The sequence below is a fragment of the Streptomyces sp. LN549 genome (assembly GCF_043203805.1).
In the GTDB taxonomy this organism is placed as follows: domain Bacteria; phylum Actinomycetota; class Actinomycetes; order Streptomycetales; family Streptomycetaceae; genus Streptomyces.
Map to the genome: position 1 here is coordinate 2,214,956 of NZ_JAZHRI010000002.1, position 16,916 is coordinate 2,231,871.

The window sequence follows — 16,916 nt, forward strand, 5'->3', positions numbered from 1 at the left end:
CATCTGCGAGGAGCCCGGTTCTCCTTCTGTCACCATTGCCCCATGCACAGAGATCAATCCGCCCGGCGGCCGCGTGCCGGGCGGGCCGGGGGCCGGCCTGCGGGCTCCTTCGTACGCCGGCTGCATCCGCTGGACTGGCTTGCGGGCGGGCTGCTCGTTCTGGGCGTGACGGCGGTGGTGACCGGGCTGTTGCCGGCTGATCCGGCGGCGGATCAGATGCGGCGCATCGGGCCCCTGCTGGTGTTCCTGGCCACGGTGATCGTGCTGGCGGAGCTGGCGGGCCGGGCGCAGGTCTTCGATGTGGTGGCGGCGTGGGTGGCGCGCGCGGGCCGGGGCCGCTATCCCCTGCTCTTCGGGCTCTGCGTGGTGTTCGCCTCGCTCACCACGATCACGCTGAATCTGGACACCACCGCGGTGCTGCTCACCCCGGTGATGCTGGCGCTCGGTACCCGGGTGGGGATCGCGGCCCTGCCGTTGGCGATGACGACGGTGTGGCTGGCCAACACGGCGAGTCTGCTGCTGCCGGTGTCGAACCTGACCAATCTGCTGGCGGCGGACCGGGTGGCGCTGTCACCGGCCGGTCTGGCCGGCGTGATGTGGCTGCCCCAGCTGGCTGCGATCGCCGTGACGGCCCTGTGCCTGTGGGTGTTCTACTGGCGCCGCGGCCGTCGCGGCGCGGACCGCTACGTCCCGCCCGAGGTGCCGGTGCCCGGGGATCTGGTGCTGCTGCGGATCTGTTCGGTGGCGTGCGGCGGTTTCCTGCTCGCGATCCTGGTGGCGGACGTGCCGCTGTGGTCGGCCTCGCTGGTGGCGATGGTGATCGTGGTGGCGGCGTATGCGGTGCGGCGCCGGGAGGAGCTGCGGGTGTCGCTGGTCCCGTGGCGGCTGCTGGTGCTGGTCCCCGGGATGTTCCTGGTCGTGGAGACGGTCGGCGCGCACGGTCTGCACGAGTTGCTGGTGCGGGCGCTCGGCTCGGACAACGGTTTCGTGGGCATGCTGCGGTCGGCCGGGGTGGGCGCGGGGCTGTCCAACGTACTGAACAACCTGCCGGCGTACGTGGCGGGCGAGGCGGTCATCCCCGCCGGCAACCACAACCAGCTGCTCGCCCTGCTGATCGGGGTCAACGCGGGTTCCGTCGTCACCCCGTGGGGCTCGCTGGCGACCCTGCTGTGGTTCGAGCGGTGCCGCTGGCAGGGGACGCGGATCTCGGTGCGGCGCTTCGTCCTGACCGGTCTGGTGCTGTCGGTGACGGCGGTGTCCGCAGCCACCTGCGCGCTTGCTCTGGTCACCTGAGGCGCAGGCGCCGCGGGGGCGCTGCCGGAGGCCGGGCCGGAAACCGCCCCGGGATGCGCCACGGCGCCTGCCGAATCGTCCGGTCGGGGACGGGCAGGCGCCGCGTTCAGTTCCGTACGCCGTTGTACGGGACGTCTGGTGTGCCGTGATCAGACCGTCAGTGAACGGTCCGTCGGGCGGATCGGGGCCGGCAGTGCGCTGGCTCCGGTCAGGAAGCGGTCCACGCCTCGTGCCGCGGAGCGGCCCTCGGCGATGGCCCACACGATGAGGGACTGGCCGCGGCCCGCGTCACCGGCGACGAACACGCCGTCGACGTTGGTGGCGTAGTCGTCGTCACGGGCGACGTTGCCCCGCGCGTCGAGCTCCAGACCGAACTGCTGGACCAGGCCGTTGGCCTGGTCCGTGCCGGTGAAGCCCATTGCGAGGGTGACCAGCTGTGCGGGGATCTTCCGCTCGGTGCCGGGCTTCTGCTCCAGCTTACCGTCCTTGAACTCCACCTCGACGAGGTGGAGGGCCTGGACGTTGCCCTCGTCGTCGCCCTCGAAGTGGGTGGTGGAGACGGAGTAGACCCGCTCGCCACCCTCCTCGTGCGCGGAGGTGACCTTGTAGAGCATGGGGAAGGTCGGCCAGGGCTGGTTGGCGTTCCGGTCCTCGCCCGGCTGCGGCATGATCTCCAGCTGGGTGACGGAGAGCGCACCCTGCCGGTGGGCGGTGCCGACGCAGTCGGCGCCGGTGTCGCCGCCGCCGATGACGACGACGTGCTTGCCCTCGGCGGTGATCGGGGAGACCGTCAGGTCGCCCTCCTGCACCTTGTTGGCGAGCGGCAGGTACTCCATCGCGAAGTGCACGCCGCCCAGCTCACGGCCCGGGACGGGCAGGTCACGGGAGACGGTGGCGCCGGCGGCGATGACGACGGCGTCGTACCGGCGCCGCAGCTTCGCGGCGTCGACGTCCTTGCCGACCTCGACCTCGGTGCGGAACTTGGTGCCCTCCGCGCGCATCTGCTCGATGCGGCGGTTGATGTGCGACTTCTCCATCTTGAACTCGGGGATGCCGTACCGGAGGAGTCCCCCGATGCGGTCCGCGCGCTCGTACACGGCGACCGTGTGGCCGGCCCGGGTCAGCTGCTGGGCGGCGGCGAGTCCGGCCGGACCGGAGCCGATGACGGCCACGGTCTTGCCGGAGAGGCGCTCGGGCGGCTGCGGAGTGACGTCGCCGCGGTCCCACGCCTGGTCGATGATGGAGACTTCGACGTTCTTGATGGTGACGGCCGGCTGGTTGATGCCGAGCACACACGCCGACTCGCACGGGGCCGGGCAGAGCCGCCCGGTGAACTCCGGGAAGTTGTTCGTGGCGTGCAGGCGCTCGGACGCGGCGGTCCAGTCCTCGCGGTAGGCGTAGTCGTTCCACTCGGGGATGAGGTTTCCGAGGGGACAGCCGTTGTGGCAGAACGGGATGCCGCAGTCCATGCAGCGGCCGGCCTGCTTGCTGATGATCGGGAGCAGCGAGCCCGGAACGTAGACCTCGTTCCAGTCCTTGACGCGCTCGCCGACGGGGCGGGTCTTGGCGACCTCGCGGCCGGTGGTCAGGAAGCCCTTGGGGTCAGCCATTGGTCGCCGCCTCCATCATCTTCTCGGTGGTCTCCTGCTCGGAGAGACCGGCGAGCTCAGCGGCGTCCTTGGCGGCGAGCACTGCCTTGTAGGTGGACGGGATGATCTTGCTGAAGCGGGCCACCGCGGCGTCCCACTCGGCGAGGAGCTTCTCGGCGACCGTGGATCCGGTCTCCTCCTGGTGGCGGCGCACGACGTCGTGCAGCCACTGCCTGTCGGTGTCGGAGAGCTCCTCGACAGCGCCGAGGTTCCCGACGTTGACGTTGTCCCGGTTGAGGTCGATGACGTACGCGACGCCGCCCGACATGCCGGCCGCGAAGTTGCGTCCGGTCTCACCGAGGACGACGGCGTGTCCGCCGGTCATGTACTCGCAGCCGTGGTCGCCCACGCCTTCCGAGACGACCGTGGCGCCGGAGTTGCGGACGCAGAACCGCTCACCGGTGCGGCCGCGCAGGAACAGTTCGCCGCCGGTGGCGCCGTAGGCGATGGTGTTGCCCGCGATGGTGGAGTACTCGGCGAGGTGGTCGGCGCCGCGGTCCGGGCGGACGACGACGCGGCCGCCGGACAGGCCCTTGCCGACGTAGTCGTTGGCGTCGCCCTCCAGGCGCAGCGTCACACCGCTGGGGAGGAAGGCGCCGAAGGACTGGCCCGCGGAACCGGTGAAGGTGATGTCGATGGTGTCCTGGGGCAGGCCCGCACCGCCGAACTTCTTCGTGACCTCGTGACCGAGCATCGTGCCGACGGTCCGGTTGATGTTGCGGATCGCGATCTGCGCGCGGACCGGCAGGGCGGCCTCGGCGCTGTCGGCGTTCAGGGCGTCGGCGGCGAGCTTGATGAGCTCGTTGTCGAGGGCCTTGGAGAGGCCGTGGTCCTGCTCGGCGATCTGGTGACGGACCGCGCCTTCGGCCAGCTCGGGGACGTAGAACAGGGGCTTGAGGTCGAGGCCCTGTGCCTTCCAGTGCGTGATGGCACGGTCGGTGTCCAGGAGCTCGGCGTGGCCGACGGCCTCTTCGATCGTACGGAAGCCGAGCTCGGCGAGGATCTCGCGGACTTCCTGGGCGATGAACTCGAAGAAGTTGACGATGTACTCGGCCTTGCCGGAGAAGCGGTCGCGCAGGACCGGGTTCTGGGTGGCGATGCCGACCGGGCACGTGTCGAGGTGGCAGACGCGCATCATGACGCAGCCGGAGACGACGAGCGGCGCGGTCGCGAAACCGAACTCCTCGGCGCCCAGCAGCGCGGCGATGACGACGTCGCGGCCGGTCTTCAGCTGGCCGTCGGTCTGGACGACGATGCGGTCGCGCAGGCCGTTGAGCAGCAGGGTCTGCTGGGTCTCGGCGAGGCCGAGCTCCCAGGGGCCGCCCGCGTGCTTCAGGGAGGTGAGCGGGGAGGCGCCCGTTCCGCCGTCGTGGCCGGAGATGAGGACGACGTCCGCGTGCGCCTTGGAGACACCGGCGGCGACCGTGCCGACGCCGACCTCGGAGACCAGCTTCACGTGGATGCGGGCCGCCGGGTTGGCGTTCTTGAGGTCGTGGATCAGCTGAGCCAGGTCCTCGATGGAGTAGATGTCGTGGTGCGGCGGCGGGGAGATCAGGCCGACACCCGGGGTGGAGTGCCGGGTCTTGGCGACCCACGGGTAGACCTTGTGACCGGGCAGCTGGCCGCCCTCGCCGGGCTTGGCGCCCTGCGCCATCTTGATCTGGATGTCGTCCGCGTTGACCAGGTACTCGCTGGTCACACCGAAGCGGCCGGAGGCGACCTGCTTGATGGACGAGCGGCGGGCCGGGTCGTAGAGCCGGTCGGCGTCCTCGCCGCCCTCGCCGGTGTTGGACTTGCCGCCCAGCTGGTTCATGGCGATGGCGAGGGTCTCGTGCGCCTCGCGGGAGATCGAGCCGTACGACATGGCGCCGGTGGAGAAGCGCTTGACGATGTCGGAGACGGACTCGACCTCGTCGATGTCGATCGCCTCGCGGTCCGAGTTGAACCCGAACAGGCCGCGGAGCGTCATGAGGCGCTCGGACTGCTCGTTCACCCGGTCCGTGTACTTCTTGAAGATGTCGTACCGGCGGTTGCGGGTGGCGTGCTGGAGGCGGAAGACCGTCTCCGGGTCGAACAGGTGCGGCTCGCCCTCGCGGCGCCACTGGTACTCGCCGCCGATCTCCAGCGCTCGGTGCGAGGCGGAGATGCCGGAGGCGGGGTAGCCCTTGGCGTGCCGGGCGGCGACCTCCTTGGCGACGACGCCGAGTCCGGCGCCGCCGATCTTGGTGGCGGTGCCGTTGAAGTACTGCGCGACGAAGTCCTCGTCGAGGCCGACGGCCTCGAAGACCTGGGCGCCCCGGTAGGAGGCGACGGTGGAGATGCCCATCTTGGACATGACCTTCAGGACGCCCTTGCCCAGGGCGTAGATGAGGTTGCGGATGGCCTGTTCGGCCTCGATGCCCTCGATGAAGGTGCCGGCCCGGACGAGGTCCTCGACGGACTCCATGGCCAGGTACGGGTTGACCGCGGCGGCGCCGTAGCCGATCAGCAGGGCGACGTGGTGGACCTCGCGGACGTCACCGGCCTCGACGAGCAGGCCCACCTGGGTGCGCTGCTTGGTGCGGATGAGGTGGTGGTGGACGGCCGAGGTGAGCAGGAGCGACGGGATCGGCGCGTGCTCGGCGTCGGAGTGCCGGTCGGACAGGACGATCAGGCGGGCGCCGTCCTCGATGGCGGCGTCGACCTCGGTGCAGATCTCCTCGATCCGCGCGGCCAGCGCCTCGCCGCCGCCGCTGACCCGGTAGAGGCCGGCGAGCGTGGCGGCCTTCATGCCCGGCATGTCGCCGTCGGCGTTGATGTGTATGAGCTTGGCCAGCTCGTCGTTGTCGATCACCGGGAAAGGCAGCGTGACCGCGCGGCACGCGGCGGCGGTCGGCTCCAGGATGTTCCCCTGGGGGCCCAGCGTGGAGCGCAGCGAGGTGACGAGCTCCTCGCGGATGGCGTCCAGCGGCGGGTTGGTGACCTGGGCGAACAGCTGGGTGAAGTAGTCGAAGAGCAGCCGGGGACGGGCGGACAGCGCGGCGATCGGCGAGTCCGTGCCCATGGAGCCCAGCGGCTCGCCGGCGGTGCGGGCCATCGGGGCGAGGAGGACGCGGAGCTCCTCCTCGGTGTAGCCGAAGGTCTGCTGGCGGCGGGTGACGGAGGCGTGGGTGTGGACGATGTGCTCGCGCTCGGGGAGGTCCTCGAGCTCGATCTCGCCGGTTTCCAGCCACTCCTCGTACGGGTTCTGGGCGGCCAGGGACGCCTTGATCTCGTCGTCCTCGATGATGCGGTGCTCGGCGGTGTCGACGAGGAACATCTTGCCGGGCTGGAGGCGGCCCTTGCGGACGACCTTCGCGGGGTCGATGTCCAGGACGCCGACCTCGGAGGAGAGCACGACGAGGCCGTCGTCGGTGACCCAGTAGCGGCCGGGGCGCAGACCGTTGCGGTCGAGGACCGCGCCGACCTGGGTGCCGTCGGTGAAGGTGACGCAGGCCGGGCCGTCCCAGGGCTCCATCATCGTGGAGTGGTACTGGTAGAAGGCGCGCCGGGCCGGGTCCATGGAGTCGTGGTTCTCCCACGCCTCGGGGACCATCATCAGGACCGAGTGCGGCAGCGAACGGCCGCCGAGGTGGAGCAGCTCCAGGACCTCGTCGAAGGAGGCGGAGTCGGAGGCGTCCGGGGTGCAGACGGGGAAGATCCGGTCGAGCTGCGCTTCACCGAAGAGGCTGGAGGCGAGCTGGGACTCGCGGGCCTTCATCCAGTTGCGGTTGCCCTTGACCGTGTTGATCTCGCCGTTGTGCGCGACGAAGCGGTACGGGTGGGCGAGCGGCCAGCTCGGGAAGGTGTTGGTGGAGAAGCGGGAGTGGACCAGTGCGACCGTGGTGGCGAAGCGGCGGTCGGAGAGGTCCGGGAAGAACGGCTCCAGCTGTCCGGTGGTGAGCATGCCCTTGTAGACGATCGTGCGGGCGGAGAGCGACGGGAAGTAGACCCCGGTCTCACGCTCGGCGCGCTTGCGCAGCACGAAGGCCTTGCGGTCCAGGACGATGCCGGTGCTCTCGCCGTCCGCGACGAAGAGCTGGCGGAACTCGGGCATGGTGGCGCGGGCGCCGTTGCCGAGGATGTCGGGGGTGACAGGGACCTCGCGCCAGCCGAGGACGTTCAGGCCCTCTTCGGCGGCGATCTTCTCAAGGCTGCGGACGGCTGCAGTGGAGTCGTCCGCGGGCAGGAAAGCGATGCCGACGGCGTAGGCACCGGCCTCGGGGAGGTCGAAGGGGACCTCTTCGCGGAGGAAGGTGTCCGGGACCTGGAGCAGGATTCCGGCACCGTCACCGGAGTCGGGCTCGGATCCGGTGGCGCCTCGGTGTTCGAGGTTGCGCAGTACGGTCAGCGCCTGCTCGACCAGCTCGTGGCCGGCCACACCGGTCAGAGTGGCTACGAACCCGACACCGCAGGCGTCGTGCTCGTTGCGGGGGTCGTACATCCCCTGCTGGGCGGGGCGACCGTCCATGGGCGACCAGGCGTCGGTGCGCATCGGCTCTCCCGTCGTCGTCGTGGCATTTTCAGTGCCGAGGGACGACGTTGGCCCTCTGCGAAATTTCGTGCAGATTACATGATGGGACGCTTCTCAAAAAGCGGATAGCTCGTTCCAACATACGGACACCGCTGTGGCGGTGGGATGGGTCGCAGTCGGAGGATCGGCGCCCGGAAGACCGCAGAGAGCAGGCGTCGTTGCCTGCGGTGTCTACGGCTCATGCCCGGTGGCAAAGGAAACGAAACCGCCGGGTAACGACTACTTATGTGTAGCCGTGCATAGAGTCTCATTTTACGTCGCGTACAGCCGATCCGCCCAGTGGCGGCGATCAGGACGTACGTCACACAGATGGCACACACGTTACGGCCGCGTGCACCGGACGGTGCACGCGGCCGTGGACGGTACCGGGTCCGGGGGCTCAGCCCCCGACGGCGACCCCGAACAGCGCGCCCAGTCCGTAGGTGATCGCGGCCGCCGCGCCACCTAGCACCAGCTGCCGCAGCCCGCTGAACCACCAGCTGCGGGCGGTGACCCGGGCCACCACCGCGCCGCAGCCGAAGAGCCCGGCCAGGGCGAGCAGCACCGCGGGCCACATCGCGTCCGCGCCGAGCAGGAACGGCAGTACGGGCAGGAGCGCGCCCAGTGCGAAGGCGCCGAACGAGGACACGGCGGCGATGAGGGGTGACGGCAGGTCGCCCGGGTCGATGCCGAGCTCCTCGCGGGCGTGGATCTCCAGGGCCTGCTCGGGGTCGCGCGACAGCTGGCGGGCGACCTCACGGGCCAGGTGCCGCTCGACTCCGCGGGACTCGTAGAGCTCGGCGAGCTCCCGCTCCTCGTCCTTGGGGTGCTTGCGCAGCTCCCGCCGCTCGACGTCGAGTTCGGCCTCGACGAGCTCGCGCTGCGAGGCGACGGAGGTGTATTCGCCGGCCGCCATCGAGAAGGCGCCCGCGGCCAGACCGGCCAGGCCGGTGATCACGATCGTGCGGTGCGAGACCGCACCGCCCGCGACGCCGGTCATCAGGGCGAGGTTCGAGACGAGCCCGTCCATCGCACCGAAGACCGCCGGACGCAGCCAGCCGCCGTTCACATCACGGTGGGTGTGGTTGTCCCGGTGCGCCTCGTGCAGTACGGCGTCGGTCTCGATGATGGACACAGCTCTCCCCTTCTCCGGCAGCGGATTTCGTGCGCTCCGCCCCGCTCGTCACCATCGAAAGTACGCACGAAAAATGGCCCCCGCCAGCAAGGCAGGCCGTACTTACCACCCTCCGTAATCGCATAGGTACGCCTTGCCTTGCTGTCCGAAGGCCGTCATCCGAGTGGCCCTTTTGTGGTGATAATCGGCCTCTGTCGCGGCTCCGCGTGGCACAGATCCCACAGGGGCGAGAACTGGCTCGGTACGAGCGAAGGGTCGACGCGATGGAGCTGACCGCAGGAAATCCGGCAGGGCCGCGGACGGACGGCACGCGGGCGGCGGCGGTACGCGGGGCTCCGGACCCGGCCGGTCCGGCCCGGGGCAGCCTCGGCGACCGGGCCAGGGGTGCGCTGCTGGGGCTCGCGGTCGGCGACGCGCTGGGCGCCCCGGCGGAGAACATGCGGCCCTCCGAGATCCGCCGCCGCTGGGGCCGGATCGAGGGCTTCGTGAGCGACGACCCGGCGGGCACGGACGACACGGAGTACGCGATCTTCTCCGGGCTGCTGCTGGCCCGGCACGGTTCGGCGCTGACCGTCACCCATGTCGAGCGGGCCTGGCACCTGTGGATCGCAGATCTGGACGAGGGGCCGTTCCGCGGTGCCGGTTTCAGCGAGAGGGGCACGCTGGAGAACCTGCGCCGGGGCCTGGCCGCCCCGATCTCCGCCCAGCACCGGCACGCCTGGAGCGACGGTCTGGCGATGCGGGCGGCGCCCTTCGGCGTCTTCGCGGCGGGCCGGCCCGCGGAGGCGGCACGGCTGGTCGCGGTGGACGGACGGGTCAGCCATGACGGCGAGGGCATCTACGGCGGCCAGGCGGTGGCGGCCGGGGTGGCGGCCGCGATGACGGGGGCCGGGGTCACCTCCGTGATCGCCGCCGCGCTGTCCGTCGTCCCGATGGACTCGTGGACGGCACGCTCGCTGCGCCGGGCGGTGACGGCCGCGCAGCATCCGTATCCCGACCGCCTCACGAGGGAGAGGGCCGTGCGCTCGGCCGTCGTCATCGGCGGATACCCCTGGACGGACCTGGCGCCGGAGGCGGTCGGCCTGGCCTTCGGTGCGTTCGCGGCGGCGCGCGGGGACTTCCGTACGGCCGTGCTGACCGCGGTCAACATGGGCCGCGACGCCGACACGACCGCCGCGGTGGCGGGCGCCCTGGCCGGAGCGCTGCACGGCGCGTCCGCCATCCCGCGCAACTGGGCGGACGCGATCGGCCCGGTCCGCGGCAGCTGCCTCCCGTCGATGCGTGGCTACCACGTCCTGGACATCGCGGAACTGCTCACTCCGGACGAGACGGAGGAGCGGGACGGGAACGAGGGGACGCGGGGCGAGCGGGCAGGGAGCGAGCGGGCAGGGAGCGGTCCGCCCGAACCGGGGTCCCCTGTGGGCGATGCCCCCGCCCCCGGAACGGCGGTGCGGCGATGACCACGGCGAGGGATGCCTCCCGTACCGCGCACCCGGGCGGCCCCGCGCATCCGGACGACGCGCGCGAACACCCCGGCGACGAGCGGCTGCGGGAGGCCGCGCGCGGCGAGAACGGCCGGGGCGCCGGACGCGCGGCCCCGGCCCTCTCCCCCGCCGCGCGGCCGGCCATCGCGCGCCGGGCCCGGATCGAGGGGCTGCTGCTCGGGCTGGCCTCCGGCGACGCCGCAGGCTGGCCGGCCGCGCGGCACCGGGCTGCCCGGATGCCGGAGTGGACCAGGCGCCTGACCCGTGAGCTCGACACCTTCGCCGAGCAGAACGCGACCACCACGCTGCCCGTCCCCATCGCGCTCAACCAGCCGCCCGAGCCCCTGCGGCTCGGCCCGTCGGACGACGCCGAATGGGCGGCGTTCGCCGCCGGGACCGTGCTGACCTCGGCGGCGGGTGCACTGCAGGGCCTGACCCCCGCACGCCGCATGCGGGCCGCCGTGGACGCCGCCTGGAACGCGCTGGCCGCCGAGGTCGCCGCCGCGGCCGCCAGGGCGCCCGAGGTCGAGTCGGCGGTCCTGCCGCTGCGGGCCCGGATCTCGGTCCGGGCCGGGCTCGGCAACCTCGCCGCCGGTCTCCGCCCGCCCGCCACCGGCCATGACAACCCGCACTACTTCGACGACGCGGCGTGTGTGCGGGCCGCCGTGCTGGCCGTCGTGCACCCCGGCGACCCCGAGGCCGCGGCCGACCTCGCGGAGTTCGACGCGCGCTACACCCAGGACGGTGACGGGGTGCACGGGGCTCGGGCGATGGCCGCCGCGATCGCCGAGGCGCTCGGCGGTGCGGACGTGGACACCGCGGTGAACGCCGCGCTCGCCCAGCTCCCCGAGGGCACCGAGATCGCCCGCAACGCCGCCCATGCGGTCCGCATCGCCCGCGACTTCGCCGGTGAGCGGGCCGGGGCGTTCGCCCTCGTACCGGTGCTGGAGCATCAGATCGTCGATCACGTCTACAGCTACGGGATCGCCGCGGCCGAGACCGTCCCCGTCGCCCTCGCCCTGGCCACCGCGGCCCGCGGCGACATCGCGCAGGCGGTGCCGTCGGCGGCCTGTCTGTCCCGGGTCGCCGACTCGGCGCCCGCACTGGCCGGGGCGCTCACCGGGGCACTGGGCTCGATCACCGCCGTGCCCGACGGCTGGCGCGAGGCGTGCCGCACCCTGGCGGGGTGCGCGCTGCCCCGTTTCGCGGGCACGGATCTGATCGAACTCGCCGGGCTGCTCGCAGACACGGAACCGGTGCCCCGGGGTGGACAATTCGGACATGACATCCACAGCGCCCCCGGCGCCCACGAGGTCCGCACCCCCCACGACGCCCGCGGCGCCCACCCTCGATGAACGGATCGCGGGCGCGCTCGTCGGCGCAGCCGTCGGTGACGCGCTCGGCGGTCCGGTCGAGGGCCGGCCCCCCGAGCAGATCGTGGCGCGCCACGGCGGGCGGATCACCGGCGTCGTCGGCCCGTGGGACGGCGACGACTGGCGCACCGCACGTCCCATCGCGCCGTACCACAAGGGCGACGGGCACGTCACCGACGACACCTTGATGACCCATGCGCTGGTCCGGGTGTACGGGAAGGTCCGCGGCCATCTCGACGCGTACGCCGTCGCCGACCACCTCGTACCGGAACTGATCTCGAACCCCCGCTGGATTCCGGAGCTGGAGGCCGAGGCGCTGCCGCTCCAGCGGATCTTCCTCGCCGAGAAGTGGATCGTCGCCCGGCTGCACTACGGCCATGTCGACCCGCGCGAGGCGGGCACCGGAAACATCGTCAACTGCGGGGCGGCGATGTACATGGCTCCGGTCGGTCTGGTGAACGCGGCCCATCCGCAGGCCGCGTACGCCGAGGCACTCGATGTCGCGGGCGCCCATCAGTCCAGTTACGGCAGGGAGGCGGCCGGTGTCTTCGCGGCCGCGGTCGCCGCGGCCTGCGTGCCGGGGGCGACGCCCGCGAGCGTCGTCGAGTCGTGTCTGTCGCTGGCCAAGGACGGGACCAGGGCCGCGATCGAGGCGGTCTGCGAAACGGCCGCACGGTACCGGGACTTCGAGCCGGCGCTCGCCCCGCTGCGGGAGGCCGTCGCCCCCTTCGACACGGTCGGTCCCGACTACCGCGCCCCCTCGCTCGGCGCCCGCCGCCCGTCCCGGCTGCACGCCATCGAGGAGCTTCCGGTCGCCCTCGGGATGCTGCTGGTCGCGGACGGGGACTACCGGCAGGCGGTGCTCGGTTCGGTCAACTACGGGCGGGACTGCGACTCGATCGCCACGATGAGCGGAGCGATCGCGGGCGCGCTGCACGGCGAGCGGGCGATCCCGGCGGACTGGGCGACGACGGTCGGTGAGGCCAGCCGGCTCGACCTGCACGCCCCTGCCCGCGCCCTGACCGAGGTCGCCCACGAGGTGTTCGCGCAGGACACGGCACGCCGCCGCGCCCACGAGGCCGCCTTCGCCGCGCTGGCGGGCCGGCCGTGACCGCGACGGTCCGGGCCACCTGGGTCCAGCCCGAGGACCTGGTCGGGCACGAGCTGCGGCAGGCAGCCGAGGACGGGCGGGACGCCCGGGACGTCGAGCGCCGGTGGTACGAGGCCGGCGGCTCGCCCGCCCCGGACCGCGCGGGCGCCTCGGCGCCCCCGGCGTCTCCGGGCTGCGCGCGGTCGCCTGGCATCTGCTGGACGAACTCGCCCTGCTGGAGTCGCCGCTGGCCGACGACGAACCGACCGGCCTCGACGCGATCCGGGCCGCCTGCCCGCACTGGCCGCACCCGCGCACGGAGCCGTTTGCCGTGGGCCGCGAGCGGCTGCACGCGGCGTGGCTGGGCCGCGCCGCCGGCTGTCTGCTGGGCAAGCCGGTCGAGAAGCTGCCGCTGGAGGGCATCCGGGCCCTGGCCCGCGCCACCGGCAACTGGCCGCTGAGCACGTGGTTCACCGCCCGCGGCCTGCCCCCGGCCCTGGCCGCCACCTACCCCTGGAACCGCCGTTCCGCAGCCACCTCCCTGGCCGAGAACATCGACGGGATGCCCGAGGACGACGACCTCAACCACCCGCTCCTCACCGTGCTGTTGCTCCAGCGGCACGGCAGGTCCTTCACCACCGCGGACCTGGCCAGACTCTGGCTGGAGGAGCTTCCGGCGGGCCGGACGTTCACCGCCGAGCGGGTCGCGTACCGCAATCTGCTCGACGGCCTCGAACCGCCGGACACCGCCCGCCACCGCAATCCGTTCCGGGAGTGGATCGGTGCGCAGATCCGCGCCGATGTGCACGGCTGGACCCATCCCGGCGACCCCGCCGCGGCAGCGGAGCAGGCGCACCGCGACGCGGTGCTCACCCACACCGGGAACGGGGTGTACGGCGCGATGTTCACCGCGGCGGCACTGGCCGAGGCGGCCGGGGGCGAGGCCGATGTGCACGGGTGTCTCGCCGCCGGTCTGCGAGTGGTGCCCCCAGGGTCGCGGTTCGCGCAGGCCGTACGGGACGGCATCGCCACGGCCCGCGAGGAGGAACGTTTCGATACGGTCGTCGACCGGTTGCACGCGGGGTACGGCAGGTATCACTGGGTGCATGTGCTGCCCAACGCGGCTCTGCTCGCCGCCGCCCTCACCCACGCCGACGGTGACTTCACCGGCTCGGTCTGCCGTGCGGTGTCGGGCGGCTGGGACACCGACTCCAACGGGGCGACCGCCGGTTCGCTCGCCGGTCTGCTGGCCGGGCGGCCGGACGAGCTGCCCGACCGGTGGACCGCCCCGCTGAAGAACCGTCTCGCCACGTCCGTCCCCGGTTTCGACTCGGTCGGCTTCGACACCCTCGCCGACCTGACCCACCGGCTCACCCGGCTCACCCACGAGGAGGCACTCCGCCCATGACCGATATCGCGGTGCTCGGCAGCACCAATATGGATCTTGTGGCTTACGTCGACCGGGCTCCGGAGCGCGGGGAGACCGTCACCGGGCGGGAGTTCCGCACCATTCCCGGCGGCAAGGGCGCCAACCAGGCCGTCGCCGCCGCCCGCGCGGGCGGTGACGTGATGATGATCGGCGCAGTGGGCGACGACGAGTACGGCCTGCGGATGCGGGAGAACCTGGAGCACTCGGGCGTCGACACCGATCTGCTGCACACCGCCGAAGGCCCCAGCGGCACCGCGCACATCGTGGTCGACGCCAAGGGCTCCAACGCGATCGTCGTCATCCCCGGCGCCAACGGCACCGTCACCGCGCTCGGGCCCGGCGAGATCGCCGCCATCGCCGGTGCCGATCTGCTGCTGCTCCAGCTGGAACTGCCGATGTCCGCCGTGATCGAGGGGGCCCGGGCCGGTCACGCCCAGGGGGTGCGGACGGTCCTCACTCCGTCCCCCGTACAGCACCTGCCCGCCGAACTCCTCGACTGCGTCGACCTGCTGATCGCCAATGAGCACGAGGCGGCCGAACTGTCGGGGCACGCCGAGCCGCACGCGGCGGCCGAGATCCTCCTCAGCCAGGTGCCTGCGGTCATCATCACGCTCGGTTCGAGGGGCTGCCTGTACGCGGCGCGGGGTAACCAGACCGTCCACTTCCCCGCCCCCGAGGTCACCTCCGTCGACACCACCGGCGCCGGGGACACCTTCGTCGGCACACTCGCCGTGGCGCTCGGCGAGGGACGGCCGGTACCGCAGGCCATCGCCTGGGCCTCGGCCGCCGCCGCGCTCTGCGTACAGAAGCCCGGTGCCTCGGTCTCCATGCCGTACCGCAGCGAAATCGACGCCGCATGAGCGCGCCGGGAGCGCCGCCCCTGACCGGGCTGCGGGTCATCGATCTCGCCACGCTGTTCGCGGGCCCCCTCTGCGCCACCGTGCTGGGCGACTTCGGCGCCGATGTGATCAAGGTCGAGCATCCGGTCAGACCGGATCCGTCCCGGGGGCACGGGCCGACGAAGGACGGCGTCGGCCTGTGGTGGAAGCTGCTCGGCCGCAACAAACGCAATCTCACGCTCGATCTGTCCTGCCCCGGCGGCCGTGACCTCCTGCTGCGGCTGGCCGCCGACACCGACGTGATCATCGAGAACTTCCGGCCGGGCACGCTGGAACGGTGGGGGCTCGGTCCGGCGGAACTGCACGCCGTCAACCCGCGGCTGGTGCTGGTCCGGGTCACGGGCTTCGGCCAGTTCGGCCCCTACGCCCACCGGCCCGGCTTCGGCACGCTCGCGGAGGCGATGAGCGGGTTCGCGGCGATCACCGGGGAGCCGGACGGCCCTCCGACGCTGCCGCCGTTCGGTCTCGCCGACTCCATCGCGGCGCTCGCGACGTCGTTCGCCGTGATGGCCGCGCTGGCCGGCCGGGACCGCACGGGCGTGGGGCAGGTCGTCGACATGGCGATCATCGAGCCGATCCTCACGGTGCTCGGCCCGCAGCCCCTCTGGTACGACCAGCTGGGGTATGTCCAGCCGCGCACCGGCAACCGTTCGCGCAACAACGCCCCGCGCAACACCTACCGCACCTCGGACGGGCAGTGGGTGGCCGTCTCCACCTCGGCCCAGTCCGTCGCGGAGCGCGTGATGCGTCTGGTGGGCCGGGCGGAGCTGATCGACGAGCCGTGGTTCGCCTCCGGCGCCACACGGGCCGAGCACAGCGACGAACTCGACGAGGCGGTCGGCCACTGGATCGCACGGCGCACCCGGGACGAGGCGATCTCCGCGTTCGAGAAGGCGGAGGCGGCCATCGCACCGATCCACGACATCCGGGACGTGATGGAGGACCCGCAGTACCGGGCCCTGGACTCCATCACGGAGGTCGACGACCCGGAGCTGGGCCCACTGCGCATGCAGAACGTCCTCTTCCGGCTGTCCGGCACCCCCGGGGGGATCCGCTGGGCCGGGCGGCCGCACGGGGCGGACACCGAGGAGATCCTCACCCGGCTCGGGCTGAGCGGCGCGGAGATCGCGGCGCTGCGGGCGGAGCGTGTCCTGTGACCGCCGAGACTCCGCTGACCTGGCTGTACGTTCCCGGCGACCGGCCGGACGTGGTGCGCAAGGCGCGTGGTTCCGGGGCGGACGTGGTGATCGTCGACCTGGAGGACGCGGTCGCCCCCGACCGCAAGGAGTACGCGCGGTCGGCCGCCGTCGAGCTGCTCTCCGAACCGGCCTCCCCCACCGCGGCGCCGGTCCATGTCCGTGTCCACACGGAGGCGGACGTCCTGGCCCTGGCCGGGCTGCCGGGCCTGTCCGAACTGAGGCTGCCGAAGATCACCCACGCGGCGTCCGTCCATCACATCGCGGCGCTGGCCCCCGGGGTCTCCCTCTGCCCACTGCTGGAGTCGGCGCTCGGCATCGAGCACGCGTACACGGTGGCCGCCGCCCATCCCCAGGTGCGTTCCATCGCCCTGGGCGAGGCGGACCTGCGGGCGGATCTGGGGGTACGGGACGATACGGGGCTCGACTGGGCGCGCAGCCGGGTGGTGGTCGCGGCCCGGGCGGCCGGGCTGGCCCCGCCCGCCCAGTCGGTGTTCCCGGACGTCCGGGACCTGGACGGGCTGTGGGCGTCCTGCGCCCACGGGCGGGCGCTCGGCTTCCTCGGCCGGGCGGCGATCCATCCCCGGCAGCTCCCGGTGATCGAGCGGGCGTTCCGGCCGACGCCGCAGGAGGTGGAGGCGGCGCAGGAGATCGTCGAGGCGGCCCGGGCCGAGGCGGGTGCGCTGGCCCTGCCGGACGGCCGCTTCGTCGACGCGGCGGTGGTGGCCCAGGCCCAGCGCACGCTGGCCCTGGCGGAATCAAGCCTTTCCTGCGATTGAGTACACCGTGCCGCAGGCGCGGACATGGCGAGGGGCCGCCGAATCGCTCGGCGGCCCC

Annotated in this window: 10 protein-coding genes and 1 pseudogene; 8 read left to right on the top strand and 3 right to left on the bottom strand. The window is 72.4% G+C overall.

The features are described 5' to 3' along the window. Positions 1 to 129: 129 nt before the first annotated feature. Positions 130 to 1,293, top strand: a complete 1,164-nt coding sequence (locus SH922_RS09775) for an SLC13 family permease (protein ID WP_393063509.1) — start codon at positions 130 to 132, stop codon at positions 1,291 to 1,293. A 149-nt stretch (positions 1,294 to 1,442) separates the two neighbouring features. Here SH922_RS09775 and SH922_RS09780 read toward each other — a convergent pair whose 3' ends face one another. From SH922_RS09780 to SH922_RS09790, 3 genes are all read right to left on the bottom strand, one after another. Next, positions 1,443 to 2,903 carry a glutamate synthase subunit beta gene (locus tag SH922_RS09780; RefSeq protein ID WP_393056986.1) on the bottom strand — a complete coding sequence of 487 codons (1,461 nt, stop codon included), beginning with the start codon at positions 2,901 to 2,903 and terminating at the stop codon, positions 1,443 to 1,445. Continuing rightward, complete coding sequence (gltB, locus tag SH922_RS09785; RefSeq protein WP_393056988.1) at positions 2,896 to 7,455, bottom strand: glutamate synthase large subunit; 4,560 nt, start codon at positions 7,453 to 7,455, stop codon at positions 2,896 to 2,898. Before gltB ends, SH922_RS09780 begins: the two co-directional genes overlap by 8 nt. Before the next feature lie 418 nt (positions 7,456 to 7,873). Next, positions 7,874 to 8,608 carry a VIT1/CCC1 transporter family protein gene (locus SH922_RS09790; RefSeq protein WP_393056990.1) on the bottom strand — a complete coding sequence of 245 codons (735 nt, stop codon included), beginning with the start codon at positions 8,606 to 8,608 and terminating at the stop codon, positions 7,874 to 7,876. A 263-nt stretch (positions 8,609 to 8,871) separates the two neighbouring features. On the opposite strand from SH922_RS09790, the gene SH922_RS09795 reads away from it, so the two are divergent. The 7 genes and pseudogenes from SH922_RS09795 to SH922_RS09825 all read left to right on the top strand — a co-directional run bounded on the left by SH922_RS09795 (position 8,872) and on the right by SH922_RS09825 (position 16,858). Further along, positions 8,872 to 10,068, top strand: a complete 1,197-nt coding sequence (locus tag SH922_RS09795; protein ID WP_393056992.1) for an ADP-ribosylglycohydrolase family protein — start codon at positions 8,872 to 8,874, stop codon at positions 10,066 to 10,068. Next, positions 10,065 to 11,447, top strand: coding sequence for an ADP-ribosylglycohydrolase family protein (locus tag SH922_RS09800; RefSeq protein ID WP_393056994.1), 1,383 nt, complete (start codon positions 10,065 to 10,067; stop codon positions 11,445 to 11,447). The genes SH922_RS09795 and SH922_RS09800 overlap by 4 nt, the downstream gene beginning before the upstream one ends. Then, a complete protein-coding gene (locus SH922_RS09805; RefSeq protein WP_393056996.1) occupies positions 11,374 to 12,576 on the top strand; it encodes an ADP-ribosylglycohydrolase family protein in 1,203 nt (400 codons plus the stop codon). The genes SH922_RS09800 and SH922_RS09805 overlap by 74 nt, the downstream gene beginning before the upstream one ends. Then, positions 12,573 to 13,963, top strand: a pseudogene (locus SH922_RS09810) (ADP-ribosylglycohydrolase family protein). Before SH922_RS09805 ends, SH922_RS09810 begins: the two are co-directional and overlap by 4 nt. Further along, complete coding sequence (gene rbsK / locus SH922_RS09815) at positions 13,960 to 14,844, top strand: ribokinase (protein WP_393056998.1); 885 nt, start codon at positions 13,960 to 13,962, stop codon at positions 14,842 to 14,844. Before SH922_RS09810 ends, rbsK begins: the two are co-directional and overlap by 4 nt. Then, positions 14,841 to 16,040 carry a CaiB/BaiF CoA transferase family protein gene (locus tag SH922_RS09820; protein ID WP_393057000.1) on the top strand — a complete coding sequence of 400 codons (1,200 nt, stop codon included), beginning with the start codon at positions 14,841 to 14,843 and terminating at the stop codon, positions 16,038 to 16,040. The genes rbsK and SH922_RS09820 overlap by 4 nt, the downstream gene beginning before the upstream one ends. Then, on the top strand, positions 16,037 to 16,858 hold the full coding sequence (locus SH922_RS09825) for an HpcH/HpaI aldolase/citrate lyase family protein (protein WP_393057002.1): 822 nt from the start codon (positions 16,037 to 16,039) through the stop codon (positions 16,856 to 16,858). The genes SH922_RS09820 and SH922_RS09825 overlap by 4 nt, the downstream gene beginning before the upstream one ends. Positions 16,859 to 16,916 lie beyond the last annotated feature (58 nt).